Origin of the sequence: Geomonas diazotrophica (genome assembly GCF_019063885.1) — a bacterium.
Taxonomy (GTDB): Bacteria; Desulfobacterota; Desulfuromonadia; order Geobacterales; family Geobacteraceae; genus Geomonas; species Geomonas diazotrophica.
On record NZ_CP077684.1, the window covers coordinates 1,212,571 to 1,238,250 of the forward strand.

The 25,680-nt window shown below is 62.5% G+C and carries 21 protein-coding genes; 9 read left to right on the forward strand and 12 right to left on the reverse strand.

Going from position 1 to position 25,680, the window contains the following annotated elements; translation table 11 throughout:
* The first annotated feature begins 226 nt into the window (after positions 1-226).
* On the forward strand, positions 227-3,394 hold the full coding sequence (locus KP003_RS05350; protein WP_217300451.1) for a PocR ligand-binding domain-containing protein: 3,168 nt from the start codon (positions 227-229) through the stop codon (positions 3,392-3,394).
* Between the two features lie 24 nt (positions 3,395-3,418).
* Here KP003_RS05350 and KP003_RS05355 read toward each other — a convergent pair whose 3' ends face one another.
* Positions 3,419-3,745: a hypothetical protein gene (locus KP003_RS05355; RefSeq protein WP_217300452.1), complete on the reverse strand. Its 327-nt coding sequence runs from the start codon at positions 3,743-3,745 to the stop codon at positions 3,419-3,421.
* 190 nt (positions 3,746-3,935) lie between these two features.
* On the opposite strand from KP003_RS05355, the gene KP003_RS05360 reads away from it, so the two are divergent.
* The gene (locus KP003_RS05360) at positions 3,936-4,658 is read left to right on the forward strand and encodes a YkgJ family cysteine cluster protein (protein WP_217300453.1); all 723 of its coding nucleotides are present in this window, start codon (positions 3,936-3,938) and stop codon (positions 4,656-4,658) included.
* 57 nt (positions 4,659-4,715) lie between these two features.
* Positions 4,716-5,066 (forward strand): toxin, encoded by a 351-nt coding sequence (locus KP003_RS05365; RefSeq protein ID WP_216790959.1) that lies wholly within the window; start codon positions 4,716-4,718, stop codon positions 5,064-5,066.
* 63 nt (positions 5,067-5,129) lie between these two features.
* Here KP003_RS05365 and KP003_RS05370 read toward each other — a convergent pair whose 3' ends face one another.
* Both KP003_RS05370 and KP003_RS05375 read right to left on the reverse strand, forming a co-directional pair.
* Positions 5,130-7,748, reverse strand: a complete 2,619-nt coding sequence (locus KP003_RS05370) for a CHASE domain-containing protein (protein WP_217300454.1) — start codon at positions 7,746-7,748, stop codon at positions 5,130-5,132.
* Positions 7,749-7,871: 123 nt separating this feature from the next.
* Positions 7,872-10,481, reverse strand: a complete 2,610-nt coding sequence (locus KP003_RS05375) for a response regulator (RefSeq protein WP_217300455.1) — start codon at positions 10,479-10,481, stop codon at positions 7,872-7,874.
* Positions 10,482-10,770: 289 nt separating this feature from the next.
* On the opposite strand from KP003_RS05375, the gene KP003_RS05380 reads away from it, so the two are divergent.
* The 3 genes from KP003_RS05380 to KP003_RS05390 all read left to right on the forward strand — a co-directional run bounded on the left by KP003_RS05380 (position 10,771) and on the right by KP003_RS05390 (position 12,516).
* Positions 10,771-11,253 carry a VOC family protein gene (locus tag KP003_RS05380; protein ID WP_217300456.1) on the forward strand — a complete coding sequence of 161 codons (483 nt, stop codon included), beginning with the start codon at positions 10,771-10,773 and terminating at the stop codon, positions 11,251-11,253.
* A gap of 80 nt (positions 11,254-11,333) precedes the next feature.
* Complete coding sequence (locus KP003_RS05385; RefSeq protein WP_217300457.1) at positions 11,334-11,639, forward strand: hypothetical protein; 306 nt, start codon at positions 11,334-11,336, stop codon at positions 11,637-11,639.
* Positions 11,640-11,676: 37 nt separating this feature from the next.
* Positions 11,677-12,516 carry an SDR family NAD(P)-dependent oxidoreductase gene (locus tag KP003_RS05390; protein WP_217300458.1) on the forward strand — a complete coding sequence of 280 codons (840 nt, stop codon included), beginning with the start codon at positions 11,677-11,679 and terminating at the stop codon, positions 12,514-12,516.
* A gap of 9 nt (positions 12,517-12,525) precedes the next feature.
* On the opposite strand, the gene KP003_RS05395 is transcribed toward KP003_RS05390, so the two are convergent.
* From KP003_RS05395 to KP003_RS05420, 6 genes are all read right to left on the reverse strand, one after another.
* Positions 12,526-12,780: a DUF6504 family protein gene (locus KP003_RS05395; RefSeq protein WP_217300459.1), complete on the reverse strand. Its 255-nt coding sequence runs from the start codon at positions 12,778-12,780 to the stop codon at positions 12,526-12,528.
* Between the two features lie 3 nt (positions 12,781-12,783).
* A complete protein-coding gene (locus KP003_RS05400; RefSeq protein ID WP_217300460.1) occupies positions 12,784-13,221 on the reverse strand; it encodes a phosphate-starvation-inducible PsiE family protein in 438 nt (145 codons plus the stop codon).
* Positions 13,222-13,291: 70 nt separating this feature from the next.
* Positions 13,292-13,798, reverse strand: coding sequence for a peroxiredoxin family protein (locus KP003_RS05405; protein ID WP_216500515.1), 507 nt, complete (start codon positions 13,796-13,798; stop codon positions 13,292-13,294).
* Positions 13,799-13,937: 139 nt separating this feature from the next.
* Positions 13,938-14,519, reverse strand: a complete 582-nt coding sequence (locus KP003_RS05410; protein ID WP_216790968.1) for a PEP-CTERM sorting domain-containing protein — start codon at positions 14,517-14,519, stop codon at positions 13,938-13,940.
* Between the two features lie 173 nt (positions 14,520-14,692).
* On the reverse strand, positions 14,693-16,138 hold the full coding sequence (locus tag KP003_RS05415) for a lipase maturation factor family protein (RefSeq protein ID WP_216500511.1): 1,446 nt from the start codon (positions 16,136-16,138) through the stop codon (positions 14,693-14,695).
* A gap of 150 nt (positions 16,139-16,288) precedes the next feature.
* Positions 16,289-17,713 carry a phytoene desaturase family protein gene (locus tag KP003_RS05420; RefSeq protein WP_216790972.1) on the reverse strand — a complete coding sequence of 475 codons (1,425 nt, stop codon included), beginning with the start codon at positions 17,711-17,713 and terminating at the stop codon, positions 16,289-16,291.
* Between the two features lie 682 nt (positions 17,714-18,395).
* Here KP003_RS05420 and KP003_RS05425 point away from each other — a divergent pair.
* From KP003_RS05425 to KP003_RS05435, 3 genes are all read left to right on the forward strand, one after another.
* Positions 18,396-19,160, forward strand: coding sequence for a PDDEXK-like family protein (locus tag KP003_RS05425; RefSeq protein WP_216790974.1), 765 nt, complete (start codon positions 18,396-18,398; stop codon positions 19,158-19,160).
* Positions 19,161-19,168: 8 nt separating this feature from the next.
* Positions 19,169-19,798, forward strand: coding sequence for a hypothetical protein (locus KP003_RS05430; protein WP_216500507.1), 630 nt, complete (start codon positions 19,169-19,171; stop codon positions 19,796-19,798).
* A gap of 214 nt (positions 19,799-20,012) precedes the next feature.
* Positions 20,013-20,885, forward strand: coding sequence for an FtsZ/tubulin family protein (locus KP003_RS05435; protein WP_216790975.1), 873 nt, complete (start codon positions 20,013-20,015; stop codon positions 20,883-20,885).
* 163 nt (positions 20,886-21,048) lie between these two features.
* Here KP003_RS05435 and KP003_RS05440 read toward each other — a convergent pair whose 3' ends face one another.
* From KP003_RS05440 to KP003_RS21465, 3 genes are all read right to left on the reverse strand, one after another.
* Positions 21,049-21,345, reverse strand: coding sequence for a MoaD/ThiS family protein (locus KP003_RS05440; protein WP_216500505.1), 297 nt, complete (start codon positions 21,343-21,345; stop codon positions 21,049-21,051).
* A 265-nt stretch (positions 21,346-21,610) separates the two neighbouring features.
* Positions 21,611-24,508: an FAD-binding and (Fe-S)-binding domain-containing protein gene (locus KP003_RS05445; protein WP_216790977.1), complete on the reverse strand. Its 2,898-nt coding sequence runs from the start codon at positions 24,506-24,508 to the stop codon at positions 21,611-21,613.
* An 18-nt stretch (positions 24,509-24,526) separates the two neighbouring features.
* The gene (locus tag KP003_RS21465; protein ID WP_216790979.1) at positions 24,527-25,615 is read right to left on the reverse strand and encodes an enolase C-terminal domain-like protein; all 1,089 of its coding nucleotides are present in this window, start codon (positions 25,613-25,615) and stop codon (positions 24,527-24,529) included.
* Positions 25,616-25,680 lie beyond the last annotated feature (65 nt).

A 25,680-nucleotide genomic window follows, 5' to 3' on the forward strand; every position in this document is an offset into this window, starting at 1 on the left:
TCCTTTGCTTAGGCTTGCATCCCCTTTATCCCTTTTATCCCTGTTTGCATCCCTGTTCCTTGAATCCTGCCTATTTTTCATCAGGAAAGGCGAACTCTCTTTACGAGTTCGCTTTCTCTGTTATCTTATCTTGGTCTTTCATTAATTGACGCACTGCAGCTTCTGTCAGTTCCCTGAGACAGCGAATTATCTAACCCTAAGCCTCACGTCGACCAAGGGACCGGGAATGCTCAAACGTCTGATCATCCTCATCGTATGCCTCATCGCCTCCGTTGCAACGGCACCGGCCGCCGACCACCCTCAGAAAACGCTCGTGGTAGGAAGCGAGGAGAATTTTCCTCCCTTCTCCACCGGCAGTACCGACGATACTGCGGGCGGCTTTGCCGTGGAACTCTGGAAAAAGGTCGCCAAAGAGGAGGGACTCAAATATACCCTGAGGGTCAGGCCGTGGGGCGAACTGCTCCAGGAGTTCAAGGACGGCAAGGTCGACGTCCTGGTCAACATCGCCACCTCGGAGGAGCGGCATCGCTACACCGATTTCAGCGTCCCCCACGTCACCGTCAACGGCGCCATCTTCGTGCGCAAGGGAGACTCCCGCATCAACTCAGAGGCGGACCTGGCGGGTAAGTCCATCATCGTGTTCAAATCGGACCTGGCCCACGAGTACGCCATCTCCAAGGGATGGCAAAAGCAACTGGTGCTGGTCAACGACGCCCGGGAAGGGCTCACGCTCCTTGCCTCGGGCAAGCACGACGCCATGCTCCTCAGCAAGCTGGCCGGACTCCAGACGCTGCGGGAACTCCGCATCGACAACGTGCGGGCCCTGGAAGCCAAGGCGGGCTACGCACAGAAGTTCACCTTCGGGGTGCACAAAGGGGATTCGGACCTCCTCGCCTTGCTGAACGAGGGGCTCGCCCTGACCAAGGCTGACGGCGACTATGACGAGCTGTACCAGAAGTGGTTCGGCGTCTACGAAACCAAGGAGCCGACCTTCCAGGACGTGTTGAAGTACCTGCTCCCCTTCGCGCTCCTGGTAGCGTGCCTCGCCACCTATTTCTTCTACAGGCGCAGCTGCGAACGCAAAGCGTCCGAGGCCGCCTTGCGCGAGAGCAAGCTGCGCCTGGACACCATCCTCGACAACGTCGGCGCCTACATCTTCATAAAGGACACCCAGTACCGCTATACCTACGCGAACCGCCAGGTCTGCGAACTGTTCGGCCAACCCGAAGACAGGATCGTGGGGAAGACCGACGCCGCGTTCTTCTCCCCGGAATCGGTCCGGGAGATAATCGTCAGCGATCGGCCGGTGCTCGAGGAGGGGCTCACGGTCAAAAGGGAAGAGACCAACCTGGCAGCCGAAAACGAGCAGCCGCGCAGCTATTGGACCGTCAAGCTCCCGCTTAAGGACGAGGAGGGGGCCGTATACGGCCTTTGCGGCATATCCACCGACATCACGGAACTCAAGCATCTCGAGGACGAGCTGAAGAAGAAGAGCGTCGAGCTCGAAGAGCAACTGCAGGAGCGGGAGATCGCCCAGGAATCGCTGCAGGAGCAGACGGCGCTCCTCGAGGAGCAGACCGCGATGCTGGAGGAGGAGGTCGAGGAACGCAGAAGGGCCGAGGTGGCGCTCAAACAGAGCGAGGAGACCGTCCGGCACAAACTGAAGGCGATCCTGGAACCGGAAGGTGACATCGGCACCCTGGAGCTCTCGGATATCATCGACTGCGACATGCTCAAGGCCATGATGGAGGATTTCTACAGGATAACCGGGATGCTGGGGGCGGTCCTCGACGTCTCCGGCAAGGTGCTGGTCGCGGTAGGGTGGCAGGACATCTGCACCAAGTTCCACAGGGTCCATCCCGATGCCTGCAAAAACTGCCTGGAAAGCGACACCGTTCTTTCGGCGGGGGTGCCCGTGGGGACTTACAGACGCTATCGCTGCAAGAACAACATGTGGGACATGGTGACCCCTATCGAGGTGGGGGGAAGGCATGTCGGCAACGTCTTCATCGGGCAGTTCTTCTACCAGGACGAGCCGCCCGACGTGGAGCTTTTCCGCGAGCAGGCCAGGCGCTTCGGGTTCGACGAGACGGAGTACCTGGCCGCCCTTGACCGGGTGCCCCGTTTCACGCGCGAAGCGGCTGACGCGGGGATGAAATTCTACGCCGAACTCACCAAGATGGTTTCCACGCTCAGTTTCACCTCGATAAAGGTCTCCAGGATGCTTGCCGAGCGCATCCACCTCGAAGAGCAGCTCCGTCAGTCGCAGAAGATGGAAGCGGTGGGGCAGCTGGCCGGCGGCGTCGCCCACGACTTCAACAACATCCTGCAGGTGATCACCGGCTACGGGAACATGCTCAGGATGAACGAAAGCCTCGGCAAGGCAGAGCTGGAATGGGTAGACCATATCCTGTCGGCGTCCGAACGAGCGGCGCAACTTACCAAGGGATTGCTGGCGTTCAGCCGCAAGCAGGTCATCCACCTGGAACCTGTGGACTTGAACGAGGTCATCGAGAACTTCAAGAAATTCATCCTCAGGGTCATCGGGGAGGACATACACCTGAAGACGGTAACCTACGGAGACCAGCTCATCGTGCACGCCGACGTGGGGCAGCTCGAGCAGGTGCTGATAAACCTGGCGACCAATGCCCGCGATTCCATGCCCAAGGGGGGACTGCTGACCATCGAGACGGGGCTGCAGGCGGTGGAGTCACCCTTCGACCACGAGTCTGGGCGGGCCGAATCGGGAAGCTACGCCGTGGTAACGGTGTCGGACAGCGGCGGCGGCATGGACGAGGAGACCCGCAAGAGGATCTACGAACCGTTTTTCACCACCAAGGAGGTCGGCAAGGGGACCGGCCTCGGCATGGCGATCGTCTACGGCATCGTCAAGCAGCATAGCGGGATCATCAACGTCTACAGCGAGCCCGGGCACGGGACCACCTTCAGGATTTACCTGCCGGTGAAGGAGGCCGGACCGGGCGAGGCGGATGACCAGGTAGTGCATGGGCAGGCCCCGACGGGGGGGAGCGAAACCATCCTGCTGGCCGAGGACGATTCCGAAGTCCGCAGGCTCGTGGTATCCATCCTTAGCCAGTACGGTTACCAGGTGATCGAGGCGGTGGACGGGCAGGACGTCGTCGAGCAGTTCGCTGCAAACAGGGAAAAGGTGGCCATGATCCTCATGGACATGATCATGCCGAAAAAGAACGGCAAGGAGGCCTACGAGGAGATCTCGCTGCTGCAGCCGGGGGTGAAGGTGCTGTATTCCAGCGGATATACCGCGGACTTCATCCAGAACAGAGGGGTGTCGGAAGAGGGGATCGAACTGATCATGAAACCGGTGCAGCCGATGGAGCTGCTGCGCAAGGTCAGGGAGATACTGGACCACTGAGCAGGCGAAAGGGGGCTGGCCGCGTCAGCGGGGTGACCGGTGTCGATGAAGCACGCTGCCCTGCTCAGCTGCGCGCCTGGCGGCACGGTCCTTCGTCATTTCCCTCTCCTTCTCCGCCTTGGCGTCGTGGAGCTGCTCGTATGCGGTGGCGCAGGTGTAAAAACAGTTCGTCGAACCGCCGTGGATATACCTCTCCTTGAGCCTTTCATACTGCTCCATTTTTGCCTGAATCTCACTCACGGGCATGGTCATCAGTTGCTGGTACTCGATGGGCCGACAGTCGCAGTCGTCGGCACGCGCAGGTCCGTACCAAAACAGCAGCAGCAACATCGACAGAGCCACTTTTTTCATGACGTCCCCCCCGTAGCGAAACGACCTTTAACATTAACTGCTGCAAATGTTATCAGACGCCAGCGGTATCGCAAGAGGGTGTTCACGCCACTTGCCCAATCTGCCACGATATGCTATGAGCTGAAGCTCTGCGGCAATGTCCGCGGCAGAAGCAGATGTTCTGCCAGTATGGCGACAACGAAGGGATGCTATGACTGTCACAAGCGAAACCTTGACCCAACTGCTCGACCAGGCAAAGCAACAGCAGATGTTCCTGGAAATGTTCGTCCGCTCCTGGGTTGACGACTACCGCTCCGGCGGGGGCAGCGTCTACTGCGGCAAGGGATGCCGCAACTGCTGCAGCCTCGCGGTGCACACCGGTTTCGCCGAGGCGCTGGCCGTGGCCAGGCACCTGGATGAGGAACAGGGGAAGGGGGTCGAGAAGTACGCCGTGACGTTGCGCGACCTCGTGCAGGGGGTACGGGAACTGCCGCAGTACCTGCGCCTGCACCGGGACGAGATGGGGTTCTGTCCCCTGCTGAACGCCGAGGGGGGGTGCAGCGTTTACCCGGTTCGTCCCCTGACCTGCCGCTCGCTCATCTCCACCCGCGAAAGCGCCTGGTGCGGCGCCGATTTTGCGAAGATCGCCCCGGGGGAGCGGGAGGCATTTCTCGCCGGACTGGATCGAAAGGTGGTCTCGTTCCCGAGCCACTACGTCGGCGTGCTCCAGGAAAGCGGCAAGGAGTTGGAGGAGGCGGGGGCGCAGCAGATGCGCGCCCGCCTCGGGTTCGCTCTCTACGGCAACCTCGGGGTCCTGGTGCACCTGTGCCGAAAGCATGATCTGGCCGGGGCCGCGCTGCAGGGAAGCGCCCAGGCCCTTCGCGTCATTTCCGACGCGGGCTTCGATCATCCGCTGCTCGTGACCATGACCTAGCTTTTTGCCTTCAGACCCCAAAATAAACGACCGGCACCCCCGCCGGTAGAGGAGATCATGCCTCCCTTTTCCTTTTTTCCTACCCCCGGCTTCGCGGCCAAGATGGACAAGATTCAAAAACATGACCCCCCCGGCCACGACCGAATTCTTCACGTCATCGACCGGCTCCTGGACAACCCCGGCGACGCCGACGGGTGGATGCACGGGGAGTACCAGGGGAAGCTCAAGAAGTACGTCGGGCGCCGTGACTACCGGCTCATCTACCATTGGTGCGAACAGTGCAGGAAGGAGGGGAAGAAGCTGGAGGATAAATGCGGCTTCTGCCGGGAGGTCGGGGACAACAGCGTGATCTTCTTCGATGTCTATCACAAGAACGAGGCGAACCGGGTCAAGCATCCCAGGGGGTGAGCCTCGCCGGCGCACCGGCGGCCTACGAGAAGGGCATTTGCAGCACCCCCATTCGATGTTGCACTATGGGGCTTTCCGCATCACTTCCCTCAACACTTTCAGCGTGTACGGCTTCTGGATGAAGCCGACCAAGCCCTTGCCGTCGAACTTCTGCACCACGTCCTGCTGGCTGAAGCCGCTGGACATGACCACCCGCACCTTCGGGTCGATGAGCTGCAGCTGCCGGAACGCCTCCTCCCCATCCATCCCGGGCATGGTGAGGTCGAGGAGGACCGCCTTTATGTCGGGATTCTCCCGGTAAAGCGACAACGCTTCTTCCCCGCCCGAGGCCGTCAACGGGGTGAAACCCAACTCCCTCAACATCCGGATGCCGATGCTGCGCACCGTCTCCTCGTCGTCCACGAGCAGGATCTTCCCTTCACCCCTCCAGTCGTCAAGGACCGGTTCCGCCGCGACCGCTTCGGCGGCCTCGGTGGCAGGCAACAGCACCTTGAAGGTGGTGCCCCTTCCCGGTTCGCTGTAGATCCGGATCCCCCCCTGGTGCCCGCGGGCGATGCCGTGGACCGCGGCGAGGCCGAGACCGCGGCCGGTGAACTTGGTGGTGAAGAAGGGATCGAAGATCTTTTTCAGCACCTCTTCTTCCATGCCGGCACCTGTGTCGAACACCTCGAGGAAGACGTAACGCCCCTCCGCCATGTTCTCCCCGAGGATAAGGTTCTTCAGACTCTCCTGGTCCAGAATCGCGGAACCGGTGCGGATTATGATCTCTCCCTTTTGGTCCCCTATCGCCTCGGCGGCGTTTTGTACGAGGTTCATCAGTATCTGGCGTATCTGGTTCTGGTCCGCCTCTACCGCGGGGAGCGACCGCGCCAGGTCCAGCTTCAATTCGGCATTGGGGGCGGCGGTTTCCAGCACGTGGCGCAGCTCCTCGATCAGCCGGTTCAGGTCCGTCTGCTCGATCATGAACCTCCCCTTTCCGGAGTAGGCCAACATCTGCTTGGCGAGGTAGGCGGCGCGGTTTGCGGCCGTTTCTATGTTGCGCAGGTTTTCAGCGACGGGTGACTCCTCGGGAAGTTTCATCAGCGACAGGTCGACGTTGCCGATGATCGCCATGAGGATGTTGTTGAAGTCGTGGGCGATGCCGCCGGCGAGGACGCCGAGGCTTTCCATCTTCTGGGCGTGCAGCAACTGCTGTTCGTAACGGATGCGTTCCTCTTCGGCCTTCTTGCGCTCGGTGATGTCCTGACCGACCGCCTGTACCTCGGCGAGCCTTCCCTGCTCGTCGAAGATCCCCCTGTTGGTCCATTGATGCCAGATGACGCCGCCGCCGGGGCCGAAGATGGCGAGTTCCATGGTCTCGGTCGGCTGTTCCGGGGTCAGGTCGTTCAGGGCTTCCTGTACCGGCAAGCGGTACTCCGGGAGCAGGAAATCCAGGAAGTTTCGCCCTTCCAGTTCAGCCTGGGCCCTGCGCGCATTTTTGGCGAGCGCCGGATTCACGTAGGTGAGCGTGCAGTCGGGTAGAAAGGTGCAGATGTAGGCGGGGCTGTCCTCGGAGATCTTGCGGTAGCGCTCCTGGCTTTCCCTAAGGGCCTGCCCAGCCCTGATGGCGCTGGTGCGGGCGTTGCGGAGCATGAAGGCGATCACGGTCAAAAGGGCGCTGACGACGAGCCCGCCTGCAAGGTAGCTGCGGGATTGATTTTTTCCCTGCTCCAGCGCGAAGTTCGGGAGTGACTGGAAGGTGAAGAGCCATTCGCGGCCGAACTTTTTCACGGTGCGGCTGGCCCGGAAATCCGGGCGGTAGTTCCGGGGGAGGTTCACCTTCCAGTCCGAGACGCTGTCGAAAAGCAGGGCCGAGGCCGTGGCCCTGCTCTCGGTGTAGATCCGGAAGCCGATGTCCTGCGACGGCCTTGGGAAGGTGGCCCACATGAAGTCCCTGATGCGGATCGGGCTGTAGGCGTAGCCCTTCAGCGCGTCCCTGCGCTGTTCCAGGGTGGCGGTCGGCAGCATCCGGTCATACACCGGGAGGTACATCAGCACCCCTTTTTGGCGGTCCCGCTCCGTTTCCTGCACTAGGAATACCGGGTTGGTCAGCGCCGCATCCCCGGTGTCGCATGCCATGGCCATGGCATCGTGGCGGTTGGGCTCGGAAAACATGTCGTAGCCGAAGGCCCGCTGGTTGCGCCAGTCGAACGGTTCCAGGTAGACGATGGCGGTGTAGACCGGCCGTTCCCCTTCGGGCCAGATCCGGTAGCTGGGAAAACCCGCCGCCTGCATGCGCCGGATATGGCGCTCCTTGTCCTTGGGAAGCACCACTTCCGTGAAGCCGAGCCCCTGCAGGCCGGGATAGTTCCTGTCCAGGGAGAGCGATATGGAGTAGCGGTGCCACTCATCGCGGGTGACCTCGTCGCTTGCGTTGAAGAGACCGACGGCTCCCCGCAGGACCTGCTCGTCATCGATCATCCGGTTCAGGAACCGGACCATGATCTCCTCGGTTCTGTCCTGGAAGGCGGTCTGGAAACGGGAAGTGAGGCTGCGGTCGTATTGGCGCCAGAAGAACAAGGTCATGAGGAGGGAGAGGGTCAGGACCAGGTAGGGGAGCAGGTTCACCGCTTTGCCCCAGGAGGCCCCCCCCTGAAGCGACGCGACTGCACTTTCCTTTGGCTGGATGCTGTCTGTCGGCATCTGTGTTCCCCGGTTCGCTGAGGTGCGCTCCCGGCCCGGCGGGCTGGATGATTAACTTTACAGAAATTATTGCCGAATTCAATGCGCGCGGAAGAGGCAGGCGCGATTCGGACGCGGAGGCCGTCACGCAGGGCCCCCCCCAGGGGAGGCGGCCCTTAAGACCTCGCGCAGCGAGGAGAGCTTGTAAGGTTTTTGGATCAGCCCGGCCAATCCCTTGCCCGCGAATTTCTGCGACACCTCGTGCTCGCTGAACCCGCTGGACATGATGACCCGTACCGCCGGGTCTACCTGGCGCAGCTCACGGAAACACTGCTCGCCGTCCATGTGAGGCATGGTGAGATCCAAGAGCACCAGCGCGATGGCCGGGTGGTTGCGGTAGATCTCCAGCGCCTCGCAGCCGTCGGCGGCAGTGATCACCTCGAAGCCGAGCTCGCGCAAGAGCTCGCTGCCGGTGCTCCGGATGCTCTCCTCGTCGTCCACGAGGAGCACGACCCCTTCGCCCCGCCAGAGGACCGGCTCCGCTTCCACGACGCCCTCCGAGGGCTCCCCTGCCGCCGCCGGAAGCAGCACCTTGAAACAGGTTCCCTTCCCCGGTTCGCTGTAAACCTTGATGGCACCCTTGTGGCTGCGGATGATGCCGAGCACCGCCGCCATCCCGAGGCCGCGGCCGGTGAACTTGGTGGTGAAGAAGGGATCGAATATCCTGGCCAGGGTCTCCTTGTCCATGCCGCAGCCGGTATCGGAGACCTCGAGGGAGACGTAGGAGCCTTCAGGGATCGGGTCTATCAGCCAGGCGTCCTTTAGGTACTCCTCCCTGCATTCCAGGCAGCCGGTCGAGACGGCGATGACGCCGTCGTGGTCGCCGATGGCCTCGGAGGCGTTGATGACCAGGTTCATGACGATCTGCCTGATCTGGGTGGCGTCCACCTCTATCGCCGGCAGTTGTTCCGCCAGGTGGTACTTCAGCACGACCTTCTTCGAGATGGCGACGTGCAGCATGTGTCCCATCTCCTGGAGCAGGCGGTTCAGGTCGATGGACTCGATGACGAACCTTCCCTTGCCCGAATAGGCGAGCATCTGCCGGGCCAGGTCGGCGGCGCGCACGGCCGACGCCTCGATGCGCTGCAGGTTCTCCAGGGCGGGAGATGACGGACCGAGGCGGAGATGGGCCAGCTCCGCGTTTCCGATGATGGAGGTGAGGATGTTGTTGAAATCGTGGGCTATTCCGCCGGCGAGGACGCCGAGGCTTTCCAGCTTCTGGGCGTGCAGCAGCTGCTGTTCGAGCCTGATGCGCTCCTCCTCGGCTTTCTTTCGCTCCGATATGTTCCTGGCCACACCGATGACGGCGGGACGTTTGTCGAACTCGATCCGCCTCACCTTCACCTCCGCCGGGAAGGTGGTCCCGTCGCTGCGGCGGTGCACTGTCTCGAAGGTGACCGGCGCGGACGCGGGGAAAGCCTTGATCTGGTCGGCCACCTTGTCGGCGTCGCAGTTGACGGCATCGAGGTCGCCGACGTTCATGGCGAGCAGTTGTTCGTGCGAGAAGCCGTGCTCGAGGCTCGCCTGGTCGTTGGCGGCCAGGATCTTCCCGGTCTGGTCGGCGATGTAGACGGGGTCGGCCACGTTCTGGAACAGCTGTCGGAAGCGCAATTCGCTCGCGGCGACCGCCTGCTCGGACCTGGTCCGCTCCGCGATCTCCCTTTCGAGGTCCGCGGTGCGCGAGCGGACCCGGTCCTCGAGCTCTACCGACAAGCCTTTCAAGGCCTCTTCCGCCTTTTTCCGTTCGCCGAGCTCCTCCTGCAGCGACGCGGTCCGGCTGCGTACCACCTTCTTCAGCGCGTAGTTGGCCCAGGCGGCTGCGGCAAGGAGCAGGGCGAGCAGGGCCGCGACGACTCCGATGACGAAGGTCCTGCTGGGGGCCCAGTGCAGGTCGTCGACATAGAGCCACTTTTGCAGGGCGCCGCTGCGCTCTTCCTTGCCGATGGCGGCGAGCCCCTTGTTGAGAATTCCCTGCAGTTCCGGCCAGTCCTTGCGTATCCCGATCCCCCAGCGGTAGTCGAAATCGGTCTTCCCGGCCAGTTGCAGGTTGGTGATGCCGGCCTGCTGGGCATAGAAGGTGGCGTTGGCCATGTTCTCCACGTAGAAATCGACCATGCCCAGGGAGGTCTTGGCCAAGGCGGTGGAGACATCGGGAACCACTTCGAGCCTGATGTCAGGGAACCTGGTGCGGAGTATGTCGTGGGAGGCGTAATTGGAAACGACGGCGACCTTTTTCCCCTTGAGGTCGGCGAGGGTGAGGTTGGTCCGCGAGCCGCTGCGGGCGAAGATGCCACCCGGGACGGCGACCAGTGTGTCGGTGAACAGGGCGAACTTCTCCCGGTTCGGGGTCCGCACCATGGCACCCAGGAGGTCCACCTGGTGAGCCTTGAATTTCTCCAGCACCTCGTCCCAGTTGCTCAGGTGGACCACGGTGATGGTGATGCCGAGCTTTCGTTCCAGGAGCCGGATCATGTCGGCGGAGGCGCCCTGGTACTGGCCATTTTCGTCGAAGAACTCGATCGGTTTGAAGTCGGGGTCGGGGGCGAGTTTTATGATGGGATGCCGCTGGAGCCACTGCTGCTCCTCGGCGGTCAGTGCGACGCCCGTTTCGGCTTGTCCCGCGGTGCAGATGAGCGTCGACAGGACTGTTACGAGCAGAAAGGCAGCTGTTGCAACCAATCGGATACAAGTCATCTCGCCATCCTTAATCGGGTGATAGATGCGTCAACTGGGGCGGGTAACAGTTAATAACTTTTCGGCAGATGCCGGTCAACCTTTATATATGATTTGGCGGGTGGGTTAGTTGCGGCCGTGTCGTAGTGAACTGCCGGAAGCTGTACCGGATCCGGAGCCGCCCCGGCGCACGGCAAACCGGGACGGTGCAGTCTGGACCAGGGGGGCTCGGCTATTGACATCGCCTGGGCCGAATCCTATCCTGAGAGGGTCGGGTAGGTGGAAATACCTGACAGATAGGAGGTTTATCATGATAAGACCCATTCCGGAAGGATTTAACAGTGTCACAGCGATGTTCATGTTCAAGGACTGCCGCAAGGCGATCGACTTTTACCGGAACGCCTTCGGAGCCGTGGAGAGATACGCCATGCCGGGACCGGACGGGGAGGGGATCATGCACGCCGAACTCCTCATCGGGGACTCCATCATTATGATGGGGGACGAGTGTCCCGGTGAAAACTGCAAGAGTGCGGAAACCCTGGGAAGTTCGACGATCAGCTTCTATCTCTACGTGGAGAACGTCGACGCGGCCTTCAGGCGCGCGCTTGAAGCGGGAGCCACCGAGAAGATGGCGGTCCAGGAAATGTTCTGGGGAGACCGGGCCGGAGCGCTGCAGGACCCGTTCGGCTACAACTGGATGCTGGCGACCCACACCAGGGACCTGAGCCCCGAGGAGATCAGGGAAGGCGCCAGGGCAGCTTTCGCGCAGATGCCCAAGGAAATCAAATCGTAACACATGTGCTTCCGGCACCCCGGGGGCGCGGATTGCTGCGTCGCCGCGGGTGCCGGAAGCGACAGGAAAGGTTGTGAATCATGAAGAGCATGTTACGGATACTCGCCATCATCGCGCTCCTGGGAGTGCAACTCGCCGCTGCCGAAACGAAGTGGTACGTGGGGGACGAACGCTGCCGGCCTCCCAAGGACGACGGCACCTATTCGGCACCCTACGATGCCAGGGAGCACCCCGGCGACTTTCCGACCTTTCCCGGCGCCGACAAGCCGGGATGGTTTTGCAGCTACCAGCGGGAGGACGGGGTCCTGGTCCAGCACGGCAACAGCCTGACGCCGCAGCAGCAGTGGCTGGCGGTCTGGGCGGCCGGCGCCAACGCCATGAATTGAGAACAGGAGAACAGTAGGCCTCACGAGGAGGTCCGCCATGAAGGACCTGGAAGGATACGTCATACTGATCACGGGCGCGACCGACGGCCTTGGTGAAAAGGTCGCCACCGATTTTGCCCCCCTCGGGGCGACGCTGTTATTGCACGGCAGGGACCCGGAGAAAGGGCGCCGGGTGGTCGCCGCCATAAGCGAGGCTACCGGCAGCGACCGGCTGCACTATTACAACGCCGACCTCTCCTCGCTGGGCGAGGTCGAGGCTCTGGCCGACTCGATCGCCGCCGACTGGCGCGGGCTCGACGTACTGATCAACAACGCCGGGGTGGGGGCCGGGCCCGAACCGAAGCGGCGCGAGCTGAGCGCCGACGGCTTCGAGCTCCGCTTCGCGGTCAACTACCTGGCGCCGTTTCTGCTCACGTACCGGCTTTTGCCGCTGCTGCGGCGGCGGGCGGACGAGGTCGGCTGCGCGCGGGTCGTCAACGTGGCCTCGGTCGCACAGCAGGAGTTGGTGTTCGACGACGTGATGCTGGAGAAGGGGTATGACGGCATGCGCGCCTACGCCCAGAGCAAACTGGCGCTGATCATGTTCAGCTTCGACCTGGCGCACGAGCTGGCCGGGACCGGCATCACGGTCAACGCAATGCATCCCGCGTCGCTGATGGATACCAAGATGGTGCGGGAGTGGTTCGGAGCGGCGAGGACCACGGTCGAGGAGGGGGCGCGCTACCTGGAACGGCTGGCGGTGGACGACGAGCTGCAGGGGAAGAGCGGGCTCTACTTCGACCAGGGGAGCCCGAAACGGGCGGCGGAGCAGGCCTACGATGAAGAGGCGCGCAGGCGGCTTAGGGAGCTGAGCTTGAAATGTATAAGCCGGAGATGACGGGGAACGTCATTCGTCACGGGGCGGCAACAACTCCCAACGGTCGTCATTCAGGTCGTGCCTCAACTGGTGCTGCCCACCATCTTCAACCTGCACTTTGAAGTAATTGCCGTCTCGGTCGTACCAACGATCGAGGATCCCGGTGACGGTGAAGGTCCGGTCCCGCCACGTGAACGAGGTGGGACGCTCGTCTGCCTTGTAGCCGGCATAGCAGCTGACTTTTACCGGCTCTCCCCTGCGCTTGACGTTCGGTTCCTCTCCCATCCGCTACAGCTCCCTGCGTGCGCCCGCCGGCGAAAACCTTACCGCCACGATCCGGATCAAGGCCAGGGAAAGCACCAGGGCGATGGTCATGGCAACTTCCTGCCAGTCGATGTCCTTGTACCAGAAAGCCATCACTTCGGTCAGCACGGTGACGATGACGGTGTCGATGATATAGGTCACCTTCACCCGCCCTTCGGTGGAATAGGCGAGCGCGGTGCGCAGCACTTCGATGATGGCGAGCACGGTCAAAAGGTCGACCATGATCTGCTTCGAGGCGCCGTGAAAGTCCTCCTGGAAGACCAGGCGCAGATCATAGAGCGTGCACCCCACACCGGCTACGATGGCAAGCAGGATGGCGATGATCAGCAGGCACAGCACCGCGCGCGCGGACATCTCGTAAAACCGGTTCAGCTTCAGGTCGACACTGTTTTCTCTCCACATAAGTCAATCTCCTCTGGTTACGTTTGCGGCGAACATACCAGAGGGAGGTTACAGGCTTTTGTGCCCAATTCTACAATCGCGTGACATCCCCTTCTTCCTGCAGCTTGGCAAGCCGCTCCAAAAGCTTGGCGGTGTCGGGAAAGCCCCGATGGATGTAACGGATCACGCCGCTCTTGTCGATGACGAAGGTGGCGCGCCCCGCACCGTAAAGCTTCTGCAGGTCGCCCTTTTCATCGGACAGCAGGGGGAAGGAGAGACCGTGCTCCCGGGCGAACTCCCGGTGTGTTGCCAGCGTGTCGCTGCTCACGCCCAGGACCTGGGCGTCCTGCTTCTCAAAAAGCGGCAACTCCTTTTGAAAAGCCTGCATCTCGCTGGTTCAAACCGGGGTGAAATCCGCGTAGTAAAAGGCGAGGAGCACGTGCTTTTTTCCAGCGAAATCGGCGAGTTTTACCGCCCCCTCGGTGGAGTCCGCCTCGAACTCCGGCGCCTGCTCGTCTATCCTCGGCAGCCGGGAGCCGATACTCCCTATGGCGGCGAGCGCCGAGGTCGCCATGCTTCCCAAAATCGATCGTCTCATCTCAAAACCCTCCCCGTGAAATGCCGGACAGCGCGCCGGGCGACGGCGCCACCACGCGAGTGTACCAGAAAACACAAAAAAACCAGCTCCCCCGGAGGGAAACTGGTCAGAAACTACTTCGGTTTCGTCGCGGACTTTTTCAGCGCGTGCTTTTTCTGCGCCACCAGGTGGCCCCGCACATCCCGGCCACGCCTGCGGCCATCACCAGTGCCGTGGAGGGTTCGGGGACGGGACTGGGGTCGCCGCACTTCACGGACACGGTCCAGGTCCCGTCGTTGAAATTCCGGCCGAAATCAGCACCGTTCATGCCGATGTCGTAGGAGCCGTCCGGGGAATTCTCGGAGTACACGGTGTTGCCGACGGCGCGCAGGTCGTCTTCCAGCCAGATCCACCAGCCGATGGGGGTCCCGTCAACTTTGAGTCCGTCGAAGATCTGCAGCTCCGAGCTGCAGTCGTCGCTAAGCTTCAGGGTCTGGTAGCCGTCCGACATGATGAAGGAGATCATCTCCGAGCTCTGGTTTTCGGCGAAACCTCGCTCGCCATAGCTCAGGGGATGGTCGGTGAGAAGCGAGATGGTGACGTGGTTGGCGGGGCTGTAGGTGGTTCCGCCGAACCAGTCGAAGGGGACTCCCACGTACTCGTAATCGTAGAGATGGGCCTGCGAGGATACCGGCAAAAGCAACAGCATCAGAACTGCCGCGGCGAGAATTCTGGTCCTCATCGATGACCTCCTTTGCTGCCGTCAGTCGTGCACCGATAAGGTGATTATATTTTGTTAATACAACGCCGGCAACGGCTAAGGCATTAGCCGGTAACATTTTCTGCGCTACAAGAGAGGCCGGGTCCAGGGGAGATCACCCCCCGTGCAACTTGGCGGTTGCAGCGAGCCGGCGGCTAGCTTTCCAGCCTTCTTCGATACCTTTCAAGCACTTGCTTCAAAACCGGGTGCTCCAGGGAAACCGGCACCAGGTATTCTCCGACCAGTTCCCGGTCCCACCACTGCCTGTCACCGAAGCTGTAGCGGTAGTAAAGGGCGCGGATGAAACGCGGCGGCGCCTCCGGAAAGGGGTTGTGTCGCAGGAGCCCCAGGGTCTGCGGGTCCCCCTGGAGCAGCTTGATGACCAACTGCACGAACCAGCGCGAGTGCCCCCCTTGCGACGGCATCGCCTCGAACCACATCAGCCAATCCAGGCGCAGGTGGTATGGTGCCACGAACGGCGGCATGCGGGATGGGGCGCCGGGCTTACCGCGGAACTCGTAGGGCCGCCACTGCGACTCCTCCCGGGCGTCTTCCGCTGCGGTCCCCTCCAGCACGATCTCGTAGCGTTCCTTGGTGATGCTGCCGAAGGCGCCGTAGGTATTGACCAGGTGGAAGGGGTCGAAGGAGGTGTTCATGATCTGCCGCCTGGAGAAGAGGTTGCGGGCCGGCTGTACGCTCTTCGCCGCGACCAGGAGCACGAGCCCCCAGGTGAGCGCCTGGAACAGCGGCGGCTGGGGGAGAAGCGGAGGGGGGCGCACCGCGAGGAGGGTTGCGATGAGGGAGCCGTCCAGGGGAGTGAGGCAGATGACGGCGGTAAGCCAGTTGAGCCAGGCAAAGTTGCCGCTCACGATGATGGAGAGGAGAAAGAGGAGCGAGCCTGCCGCGGCGATCCCGGCGACGGGTTGGGGGGCGAAGAAGAGAAAGGGGAGGATCAGCTCGGCCAGGTGGTTGAAGAGCACCCCCGCCTTGTGCACGGGGGGAGGGAGGCGGTGGAAGAGCCGGCTGAGCGGGTTGGGCATGGGCTGCGTCTCGAAATGGTAATCGAGGCAGGTGAGGTCGTGCCAGCAGCTGTCCCCTCTCATCTTGATCATCCCCGCGCCGAACATGACGCGGAAGGCGAGCCAGCGGTAGAGCCAGATCACCGCCCACCCCGGCTCGACTCTGGAGGGGCCGAGGAAGGCGGCCAGAAACCCGGCTTCCAGGAGCAGCGATTCCCAGCCGAAGGCGTAAAAGGTCTGCCCGATGTTCACGAAGGAAAGGTAGATGCCCCAGAGCAGTAACCAGACCGCCATGGACCAGACGGTGCCGCCGGCCTCGGAGATGCCGGTCACCGCGAGCAGCGACAGGAAAACGCCGAGCAGCGAGAAGAGGAGGTAGGCGCGGTCGCCGCGCAGGAAGTAGAAGAGGCTCGGCGCTTCGCGGAAGGGGACCAGGCGCATGAAGGGGAGCGCCGGTTCCAGGCCGCGGTCGCCGCACAGGGCGCGGAACTGGTTCAAGGCTGCCAGGAAACCCATCAGGTAGATGACGCCCAGTCCCCGCTGCAGCATGAGCCGGATGATCCAGTAACCGTCGTCACTCATAAGTCCTCCGCGGGAGGAAAGAAACCAGAAGCGGTTGCGCAAAGAACACGGAGTATCCGCAAAGCACGCGGAGAAAAATCCTTCGCGAGGAACTGCAAAACCTGCCGGTTTCGCCTTTCTTTTGGCGCTCTTCGCGTAACCGCTTTCGGGTTACTTCAAATCCGCGAGAGCGAGGCGCGCTGCATGGTAGCCGCACATGCCGTGCACGCCTCCGCCGGGGGGCGTTCCCGAGGAGCAGAGGTAAACGCCGGGAAGCGGCGTCCGATACGGCGCCAGGAGCGTGGGGCGGGCCAGGAACTGGCGCAGGTCCTGTACCCCGCCGTTGATGTCCCCTCCTATGATGTTGGCATTGTATGTTTCATACTCCAGGCAGTTGCGGGTGTGGCGCCCGAGGATGAGGTCCCGGAATCCGGGTGCGAAGCGCTCCACCTGGGACTCGATGCGGTCGCTCATGTCGAAGGTGGAGCCGTGGGGGACGTGGCAGTAGGCCCAGGCGGTGTGTTTTCCGTCCGGCGCGCGCGAGGGGTCCACCAGGGTGGGCTGTGCCACCAGCACGAACGGTTGCTCGGGATGGATCCCCCGCCAGATCTCTTTCTCGCCACGGGCGACCTCCTCCTCGGTCCCGCCGACGTGGACGGTGGCAGAGCGCCGGCAGCCGGCCGCCGTCCAGGGGATCGCCCCGTCCAGTGCCCAGTCGATCTTGAAGACGCCGGGGCCGTAGCGGTAGCGCTGCAGCCTGCGACGGTAGCCGGCCGGAAGGCGTGACCCGGCGATGGATTCCAACTGGCGCTCGCTGACGTCGAAAAGGATGATGCGGGCCGCGGGGAGGTCGGCGAGGCTTTTGATCGGGCAGCCGGTGACGATCACACCCCCGAGCGTGCGGAGGCAGGAGGCCAGGGCGGCGGCGATGCTCTGCGAGCCCCCCTTGGCGACCGGCCAGCCGGCCACGTGCCCGAGCGTCCCGAGGATCAGGCCGAAGGCCGCCGAGAGCGGTTGCTGCAGCGGCAGAAATGCGTGGGCGGACATCCCGGCGAAGAGGGCGCGGGCGGGGGGATCCTTGAAGGCGAGCCGGGCCAGCAGCTGCGCGGGGAGGAGCGCCTTCATGCCGAAGAGCGCGAAGGGGACGGGGTACCGGGGGACGTGCAGGGGGGCCAGCAGGTCCGGGGCAAGGTCGTCCCAGCGCTCGATGAGCGGTGCGAACAGCCGGCGGTAGGAAGAGCCGTCCCGTCCCAAGAGGGAGGCGGTCTCGTCGAGGTCCCGAAACAGCAGGGCGGCCTCCCCGTCGGGGAGGGGGTGGGCGAGCTGCACCTGCGGGTATATCCATTCCAGGCCGTGTTCGGACAGGGGAAGCGACTTGAAGAAGGGGGAGGCGACGCCGAGGGGATGGATTGCGGAACAGACGTCGTGCAGGAAACCGGGAAGGGTGAGTTCCTCGCTGCGGGTTCCCCCGCCGATGGTGGCGGATCCCTCGACGACGGTGACCGAGAGGCCGGCTTTGGCCAGGGTCAGGGCGGCGGCCAGACCGTTCGGCCCGGAGCCCACCACGACGGCATCCATCTCGCTACCCTTGGGCATGTCGGCACCTCATGCGACCGGAATCAAAAACACGAGGTTCAAGTCTAGCAAAGGGAGAACCGTTGGCCAACGGAGAAAATCGCAAGGTTGCGGGGTTCCGCTTGGGCACGACTGACAGAAAATCCGGGGAAGTCACCAAAACAGCGGATTAATGGGGAAGTCTTCTCGGAAAAAGGAGGCAGGGGGCAGAGGATCAGCGGACGGCGAGGAGGGTCTCGCTGGTGAAGGTCTCACAATGGTTGCGGTTAGCGGGTATTCCTTGGGGAGGCAGGTGGGACAGATGAGATGCGGGACAAGAAACGTCTTCATGGGCAGCAACGGTACCACAACACGGCGAACGACCAAAGACGCAAACCATTAGCCACGGAGAAAATCCGGGGAAATCTGCAATTCTAGCAAACCGAAAACCGTTGGCCACGGAGAGAATCTGAGGAAATCCGGCGAGGCCACATGCATCCGTCGCGGTCCCGCCATCACTACTTGAGGAGCGGGTGGGACGGATGAGATAACGCAGAGCATTTCATAGATGGCAGAGACCTAACCTTATCAAGCCACTGACCTTTTTCCGCAGGAGGCAGGGCTAGAATAAAAGTTAAGCCGTTCGGGTGATGAGACGATGAGATAGTGACCGGCACCCTGCCTCGTGACAAAGCCGCCTCAGCCTGCAATTCATGGAGGGTCAATGATTCAAGCGGACCTCACTGTTTTCCTCGATCAATGGAAATCACCGCGGCAAAAAGATGATCTTTATTCCAGCCTATCGAACTTTGTGGAACAGTGGAACTCGTGTCAGCGACGGCACTTGGATGCACCAGTCAGACCGCTGAACATGGCTGCTCTAAAAAGCTTTCTCTCAGATTTTGCACCCCTCTTAAGGGAACTTCAGGTCCAACGAAGGGATGGCAAGGCTGCTAACGTGTGGGAAGCCGCAGGCCTTGGGGCTGACGAGGTGCGTGTCAGTTCGGTTCTGGCTTGGTTTCTCGACTGTCATGCAGCGCACGGACAAGGCAACCAGTTGCTCTCTCTTATACTTGATGCCGTTGTTGATATGCCTGCCGGGTTCCCTTCTTCAGAGAAGGTCCGTGCAAAACCGTATTGGGTGCATGTGGAATCATGTGCGTCCGGCGACCGCACCAGCAGGGTGGACATAGAAATTGAGGGGGAAGCTTTCCTCCTGTTTATTGAGGTGAAGGTTTACGCTGCAGAGACTAACGACCAGTTGAAGCGTTACCTCAAAATCGCGCGACAAAAAGGAGGAGGGCGCCCTTACGGAGTGTTGTTTTTGACTCTGCCAGGGAAACGGGCCAGTATCCAAGACCCATTCCTAGTCAATATCACCTGGCAAGATGTTGCGCATGTCTTTAGGGCACAGGCGAGGTTGCTTACCCCTGGCAGCAATTCAAGGTCATTACTTTCCCAGTTTGCACAACATATTACCGGATTCTAGGAGGTCCCATGGGCAGCAAAGAAGCTGGAAGTCTCATCATTAAGAGCATGTTTGTCTTTGAAGAGGTCTTTCGCGAATATTTAGACAGTGTCGGACCAGCGGTTTATTCTGAGATCAGCGCCCTGATCGAAAAGCCCGCCCAGCATGAAAAGTGGACGGGTAGTTTCGACCTCTGGGAGGAAGATGAGGTGTGGTTCGCTCCGCTGGAGTGGGCGGAGGATGGAACCAAGGAAGACTTCAAAGCTTATTACTGCCTTGACTATATTAACGATGGGAAAGTGCTCGATGAATACCTGTACCACATTTCTCCGATTTTGGGGATAACGGCGACGCAGGCCGGGTTCAGCTTTGCCCTCGAAAGAAAGTACATAGGAAATCCGAAGGTCGGGGACTTGAAGAAATTCTGCCAGAATCATCGGAACTACGACAGCCTGATCGGGATAGGTTTCAGGCAGACGAGCAATGGTAAGTTATTTATACCGTTTAAGGTTGATGCAACGGCCCTGGCTGATGCTTACGCAAATGATACGATCGTAGACGCCTTGCAGCCGATAGCAGATGCCTTGGAAAAGCTGCGCAACGCTCATCCCTTATTTGCTGAACTTGTTGCAGATGCCGAGAGGAGTTTTCTCAAGTAGCGCCGGCTAGGGTACGGTCCCTCTGGGTTCCCAGCGCAACTGCTGGCTCTATGCTAGCCCAGTTATCAAAAAGAAGCGTCCCTCTGGGAGCCGTTGTAGCTCCTGCTGCGGGGATTGTGACGCTGGGGTTTGGGCGCTCCGCACCTTCGGCGCCTGGTGCGACGTTTCTTGACGTATGGGCAGGATATCCTGATCGTGACAAGGAGGCGTCGAGATGAGGATAGAGCCTGAAACGGAGCTGGGGGCACGCGTCGGGGTGGCCGCAGCGGGGCCCAGCGGCCTACGGATGATCGGCAGATTGATGCAACGGCTCCCACTCCTGGAGCCGTTGTCGTACCTCGCGGCTGAGGAGCGGGCCATGCCACCGGTGGACCTGGTCGTGGTGGTGAGCGGGATGGATGATGTCACTGTCGCCGGTGATACCCTGCGTGCCGCAACCGTCGCACGTGGGTTGTCCTCTGTGCGCTTGTGCGTGGCCGTGGTGCCCAGATCATCTCTGGCTTCCACTCCGGAGGTGTTGGGAACCCTGCGGGAGGTGGGGCAACTGGTCGATGCGCTGTTCCTCGTTTCGCACCGAAATCTGAAACCGCTGTACCCGGATGCCCCCCGGATGATGGCGGAGCTTGCCCTGGAGGAGTTTTTGTCAACCACCATGATCGAGGACTTAACGCGGATCATCGCCGAGCGCGGCTTGATCTGCATCGACTTTGCGGATGTGGTGGCGATACTGCGCGACGGCAGCAGCGAGACTTGCCTCGGTGTGGGACTGGCCGGCGGGAAAGGGGGGGCGGCACTGGCTGCAGAAAAGGCCGTGCAAAGTATCCGGGAACAGGGGGGGGAGCCGAGCCAGCACGGCGCTTTTCTGGTCTGCGTGAAAGGTTCCACCAATATCACCATGGACGATTTCGACGATGCCTCGAGAGTGGTGCACGAGAATGTCCATCCCGACGCCAACATCATCATAGGGCTGCTGCTGGACGATGATCTGGGCTCCAACGTCAGGGTGTTGATCATGGCGAAGAAGGATGCCGTTCCGGTCGCTCCCGTGGTTGACGAGCGGGTGCGCCGCTTCCTCGGGCAGACATGACTGCTTGCGCCGGGAAGATCGATGAATCTACCGGGGGGGTGGATGAACCGCGGGAGATGTCGCAAGCAGTGGCTGTGAAAAGAATCGGAGATGAAAGAAGGGGGCGGCCGCGATTGCTTTCGGCGCCCCCTGTCAAGAGAAGCGGATGTGACTGGGGAGTGAGCTAGTTCTGCTGGGCGTGGCGGATGCCGAGCATCATGCGGCCGGGGCCGGGGACTCCGGTGGGGACGAAGGCAACCTGGTCGCCCGGATGCACCTCGTGCTCCAGGCTGTAGGCCTTGTGGTTAACGAAGACCGCCTCGATCTTCTCCATGGGAAGCCCGAGGTCGCGGGCTATCGCCTCCGCCGGACATCCCTCCTCGGGAACCGTCACCTCGGCCTGGGAAGGAAGACCGCGGTCTTTCCTGAAGGTGTGCAGCAGGCCGAACATCCTTACCGTCGTGTTTGCTTTCGATGGCATGACTTACTCCTCTCTTTCGTTGTGACATTGCGGGCGGGTGCTTCACCGTTTCATGCTGCAACTGCCGGGAGTGAGGCATCAGTCCTTTAGTGGCCGAACGATCGTTCGGTAAAAAAAGTTTACACTATAAATGGGGCGATGGGAAGCATGAGAATCGTGACATGGGAAGAATGGGAAGAATGGGTAATGGAGACGGGGAATCGATAAGGTGGACGGGAATAGGGGAGGGATGCGGACCGCACGGCCCGCATCCCAGGTGGGGCGGTTACCGGCGGCGGTTTAGGGCGAGAAGAAGCAACTCGGCCAGGTGCAGCGGCTTTCGCTCGGTCGCCTGCAGAATCTGGGTGCGGCAGCTGAAACCGTCGGCAACGATGTAGTCGCCGGACGAGGCCTGCCTGACTGCGGGGAGAAGCCCCATCTCGGCGATGCGCATGGAGATGTCATACTTCCCTTTCTCGAAGCCGAACGAGCCCGCCATGCCACAACACCCCTGCTGCGGCTCGACCACGGTAAGCCCCATCTGTTTGAACAGTTCGTGGGCGGCCTCCGGTTTCAACAGCGCCTTCTGGTGACAGTGGGCCTGGTACACGATGGTCCCGGAAAGCCTGGGCGGGGTGAGACTTTCCTTCTTCATGAACTCCGAGAGGGTGACGGTGAGGCCGGTGACCCTCTTGCCATCCTCGTGCTGCGGGTAGAGCTCGGACAGCTCGTCCCGGAACACGGCGGCCGTGCTCGGCTCCAGGATCAGCACCGGGATCCCCTGGCGCACGTAGGGGCTCAGCAGTCGCACCGCCTCGAGGATCTTCTTCCCGGCGTAGGCCAGCATGCCGTAGTCGATGGGGGGGCGCACGACGGGGGGGCGCTTTTTCGGGACGATTACCTGGTACCCGTAGCGGGTCAAAACCTCGAAGGCCGCCTTGAGGGTCTCGGGAAAGAAGCAGTCGTTGAAGATGTCGGGGTAGAGGACGACGCGCCGCCCCTCGCTGCGGCCGCCGTGCCTGCCGCTTTTGTACCAGGAGGTGAAGCTTTCATCTGCAAAGCGGGGCATGCTCCGCTCCGGGGCGATGCCGCCCAACGCCTTGGTGATCCCCGAGAGCACCGGTGCCTGTCCCATGAAGTTGGCGAGCGCCGGCATCTTCGCGCCCAGGGAGCCCCAGATGCCGAAGAGCCCCATGGAGTAGGCGGGGAGCGGGCGGAGCCGGTGCCGGTAGTGGTGGTGCAGGAACTCCGCCTTGTAGGTGGCCATGTCGACGTTGACCGGGCAGTCGGTCTTGCACCCCTTGCAGGAGAGGCAGAATTCCAGGGATTCGAGCACTTCCCTGCTGTGCCAGCCGTCGGCCACGAAGTCCCCCCGGAACATCTCGAAGAGCAGGTGCGCACGCCCCCGGGTGGTGTGCTTCTCCTCCAGGGTGGCCAGAAAGCTCGGGCACATGAAGGCGTCGTGGGTGCGGCGGCATTTGCCCACCCCCACGCAGCGCAGAACCGCGCGGGGGAAACTGCCGTCGTCGTTGGGGAAGCGGAAGCGGGTCTCCGGCTGCCAGGGGGTGTATTCGGGGCCCAGCCGCAGGTTCTGGTCGGGACGGAAGGGCTCCACCACCTTGCCCGGGTTCATCTTCCACTCCGGGTCCCAGAGCTCCTTGAAGCGCCGGAACGCCTCCAGGAGTTCGGGGCCGTACATCTTCTCCAGGTACATCGCCTTGGACTGTCCGTCGCCGTGCTCGGCGGAGAAGGAGCCGCCGTAGCGGACCACGAGGTCGGTCGCCTTGTCCAGAAAGCCCAGGTAGTTCTGCACCCCCTGGTGCGTGAAGAGATCGAAGGAAATGCGGCAGTGGATGCAGCCGTCGCCGAAGTGGCCGTAGAGCGAGGCGATCAGGCCGTGCTCCTGCAACAGGGCGTGGAAATCGCGCAGGTACGGCCCCACCTTTTCCGGCGGGACGGCGGCGTCCTCCCATCCCGGCCACCCAAGCGGCACCCCCGGGACGTTGGCCGTGGCGCCGAGTCCCGATTCCCGCACCTCCCAGACCATCTTCTCCTCCTTGCTGTCGGAAAAGAGCTTCATGCTGGGAGGGTCGTCCCGCTTGCCGATCTTCTTCATGGCCTGGCGCGCCTTGCGGTCTGATTCCTCCCTGGTGTCGCCGCCGAACTCCGCCAGGAGCCAACCCTTCCCCGGGGGGAGGAGCTCGATGTCCTCGGGGTGCAGTTTCTTCTTCTTCATGAACTTGATGAGGAGCTCGTCCAGCCCCTCCAGACCGACCGGTGCGAATTCCATCAGGGCCCCGATGTCGTCGGCGGCGCTGTAGACGTCCGGGTACCCCAAAACGAGCAGGGTGCGCGACGGCGGGCTGTGCACCAGGCGCACGGTCGCCTCCAGCACGGTGACGCAGGTCCCCTCGGTTCCCACCAGCGCCCGCGCCACGTTGAACCCGTTTTCGGGGAGGAGGTCGTCCAGGTTGAAGCCGGAAACGCGGCGCGGGATCCTGGGGTAACGGCGGCGGATATCCCTGGCGTAGCGGTCGCGGATCTCGCGCAGACCGGCGTAGATCTCCCCCCGCCTCCCCCCCTCTGCGATGATCCTTTCCAGCTCCTCTTCGCTGGTGGGGCCGACGGTCATGCGCACCCCGTCGTAGGTGACCAGGTCCAACTCCAGCACGTTGTCCGCCGTGCGCCCCGCCATCACCGAGTGGATGCCGCAGGAGTTGTTGCCGATCATGCCGCCGAAGGTGTTGTGGTCGTGGGTGGCGGGGTCGGGCCCGTAGGTCAGGTGGAACTTCTCGGTCTCGTCGCGCAACTGGTCGAGGACCACGCCCGGCTGCACCCGTGCGATCCTCTTTTGCGGGTCGATCTCGAGGATGCCGCGCAGGTACTTCGAGTGGTCGATCACCACGGCGACGTTGCAGGTCTGGCCGCACAGGGCGGTGCCGCCGCCGCGCGAGACCACCGGGGCGCCGTGCCGGCGGCAGACCTCGATGGTCTTGACCACGGCGTCGGTGGTTCTCGGTAGCACCACGCCGACCGGTACCTGGCGGTAGTTGGAGGCATCGGTCGCGTAGAGGGCGCGGCTCGTGCTGTCGAAACGGACTTCGCCATCAACCACGGCGCGCAGGTCGGCCTCGAGCGCCTTCGCGTTCAGCATCTGGTCTCCCTTTCTTTCTGCTTCGCTCATCGCTCCTCCTCTGGGGCGTCAGATCTCGAACCTCTCGGCCTCCGCAACCCTGAGCGCGAGGCCGTGGCCCGGCCGCTCCAGGTCGGGCGCAAGCGTGCCGTGCCACGGCTCGATCACCCCGTCGAAAAGCATCCGCTCGATGCGGACATGATCGTGGAAGTATTCCAGGTGGCGAATGGGGGGCGCGGCACAGCAAAGGTGCAGGTGCAGGGCCGGCGCGCAATGGGACGACATGGGGAGGCCCCAGGCGCTGCAGAGGGCGGCCGCCTCCAGGAACCCGGTCACCCCGCAGCGGGTCGCGTCGGCCTGGAGCACGTCGACGCAGCCGTCCCGCAGGATGTCCAGGAAGTAGCGGAGGTCGAAGCCGTACTCCCCCGACGAGATCTCCATCCCCTCCGGCGCCAGGTCGCGCACCAGGCGCAGCCCCTCCCGGTCCCGGTGCGGCACCGGCTCCTCGAACCAGGTCACCCCGTCGGCGGCGAAGCCTGCGGCGAGGGCGAGGGCCTGTTTGCGGCTGTAGCCGCCGTTGGCGTCCACCATGAGCTCCGCCTCCGCCCCGATCGCCTGTCGGGCCGCCCTCACCCGTTCCGGGTCCGCCTTGGCGTCGCGCCCCACCTTCATCTTGACCCGGGAGATCCCCTGTCCCACCCAGCCCGATAGCTGCCGCTGCAGCTTGTCGACGGGATACGAGGTGAAGCCGCCGCTGCCGTAGACCGGCACCCGCTCGCGCGCCTCCCCCAGGAGGGAGACCAGCGGCACCCCGAGGAGCCGGGCCTTCAAATCCCAGAGGGCGGCGTCGAGTGCCGAGACCGCCAGCATGCCGATGCCGGACTGGCCCAGGTTGCGCAGCGCCCCGGTCAGGGCGACCCAGCAGCCGGCGATGTCCAGCGCGTTGCGCCCGCGCAGCAGGTCGGCCAGCTTGTCCTTGATCAGGGTGGCCGCCGCGGGGGAGGCGTAACTGTAGCCGAACCCCTTCTCCCCCCCGGAGTACAGGTGGGTCGCGACCAGGACGGTATCCTCCCAGCGGTAGGTCCCGTCGGATTCGCGCTCCTCGGTGGGGATGCGATAGCAGTTGACCTCGATCCGTTCCACGCTCGCCTGTCTCATGCCGGGTCCTCCAGATCTCACGCTCCTTGCGCCGCGGCGGTGCCGCGAGCGGGTTGGCTCTGGCG

Excerpts from the sequence above, each read along its gene's own strand:
- KP003_RS05350 (WP_217300451.1), top strand. The coding sequence starts at position 227 with ATGCTCAAACGTCTGATCATCCTCATCGTATGCCTCATCGCCTCCGTT.
- KP003_RS05355 (WP_217300452.1), bottom strand. The coding sequence starts at position 3,745 with ATGAAAAAAGTGGCTCTGTCGATGTTGCTGCTGCTGTTTTGGTACGGA.
- KP003_RS05360 (WP_217300453.1), top strand. The coding sequence starts at position 3,936 with ATGACTGTCACAAGCGAAACCTTGACCCAACTGCTCGACCAGGCAAAG.
- KP003_RS05365 (WP_216790959.1), top strand. The coding sequence starts at position 4,716 with ATGCCTCCCTTTTCCTTTTTTCCTACCCCCGGCTTCGCGGCCAAGATG.
- KP003_RS05370 (WP_217300454.1), bottom strand. The coding sequence starts at position 7,748 with ATGCCGACAGACAGCATCCAGCCAAAGGAAAGTGCAGTCGCGTCGCTT.
- KP003_RS05375 (WP_217300455.1), bottom strand. The coding sequence starts at position 10,481 with ATGACTTGTATCCGATTGGTTGCAACAGCTGCCTTTCTGCTCGTAACA.
- KP003_RS05380 (WP_217300456.1), top strand. The coding sequence starts at position 10,771 with ATGATAAGACCCATTCCGGAAGGATTTAACAGTGTCACAGCGATGTTC.
- KP003_RS05385 (WP_217300457.1), top strand. The coding sequence starts at position 11,334 with ATGAAGAGCATGTTACGGATACTCGCCATCATCGCGCTCCTGGGAGTG.
- KP003_RS05390 (WP_217300458.1), top strand. The coding sequence starts at position 11,677 with ATGAAGGACCTGGAAGGATACGTCATACTGATCACGGGCGCGACCGAC.
- KP003_RS05395 (WP_217300459.1), bottom strand. The coding sequence starts at position 12,780 with ATGGGAGAGGAACCGAACGTCAAGCGCAGGGGAGAGCCGGTAAAAGTC.
- KP003_RS05400 (WP_217300460.1), bottom strand. The coding sequence starts at position 13,221 with ATGTGGAGAGAAAACAGTGTCGACCTGAAGCTGAACCGGTTTTACGAG.
- KP003_RS05410 (WP_216790968.1), bottom strand. The coding sequence starts at position 14,519 with ATGAGGACCAGAATTCTCGCCGCGGCAGTTCTGATGCTGTTGCTTTTG.
- KP003_RS05415 (WP_216500511.1), bottom strand. The coding sequence starts at position 16,138 with ATGAGTGACGACGGTTACTGGATCATCCGGCTCATGCTGCAGCGGGGA.
- KP003_RS05420 (WP_216790972.1), bottom strand. The coding sequence starts at position 17,713 with ATGCCCAAGGGTAGCGAGATGGATGCCGTCGTGGTGGGCTCCGGGCCG.
- KP003_RS05425 (WP_216790974.1), top strand. The coding sequence starts at position 18,396 with ATGATTCAAGCGGACCTCACTGTTTTCCTCGATCAATGGAAATCACCG.
- KP003_RS05430 (WP_216500507.1), top strand. The coding sequence starts at position 19,169 with ATGGGCAGCAAAGAAGCTGGAAGTCTCATCATTAAGAGCATGTTTGTC.
- KP003_RS05435 (WP_216790975.1), top strand. The coding sequence starts at position 20,013 with ATGAGGATAGAGCCTGAAACGGAGCTGGGGGCACGCGTCGGGGTGGCC.
- KP003_RS05440 (WP_216500505.1), bottom strand. The coding sequence starts at position 21,345 with ATGCCATCGAAAGCAAACACGACGGTAAGGATGTTCGGCCTGCTGCAC.
- KP003_RS05445 (WP_216790977.1), bottom strand. The coding sequence starts at position 24,508 with ATGAGCGAAGCAGAAAGAAAGGGAGACCAGATGCTGAACGCGAAGGCG.
- KP003_RS21465 (WP_216790979.1), bottom strand. The coding sequence starts at position 25,615 with ATGAGACAGGCGAGCGTGGAACGGATCGAGGTCAACTGCTATCGCATC.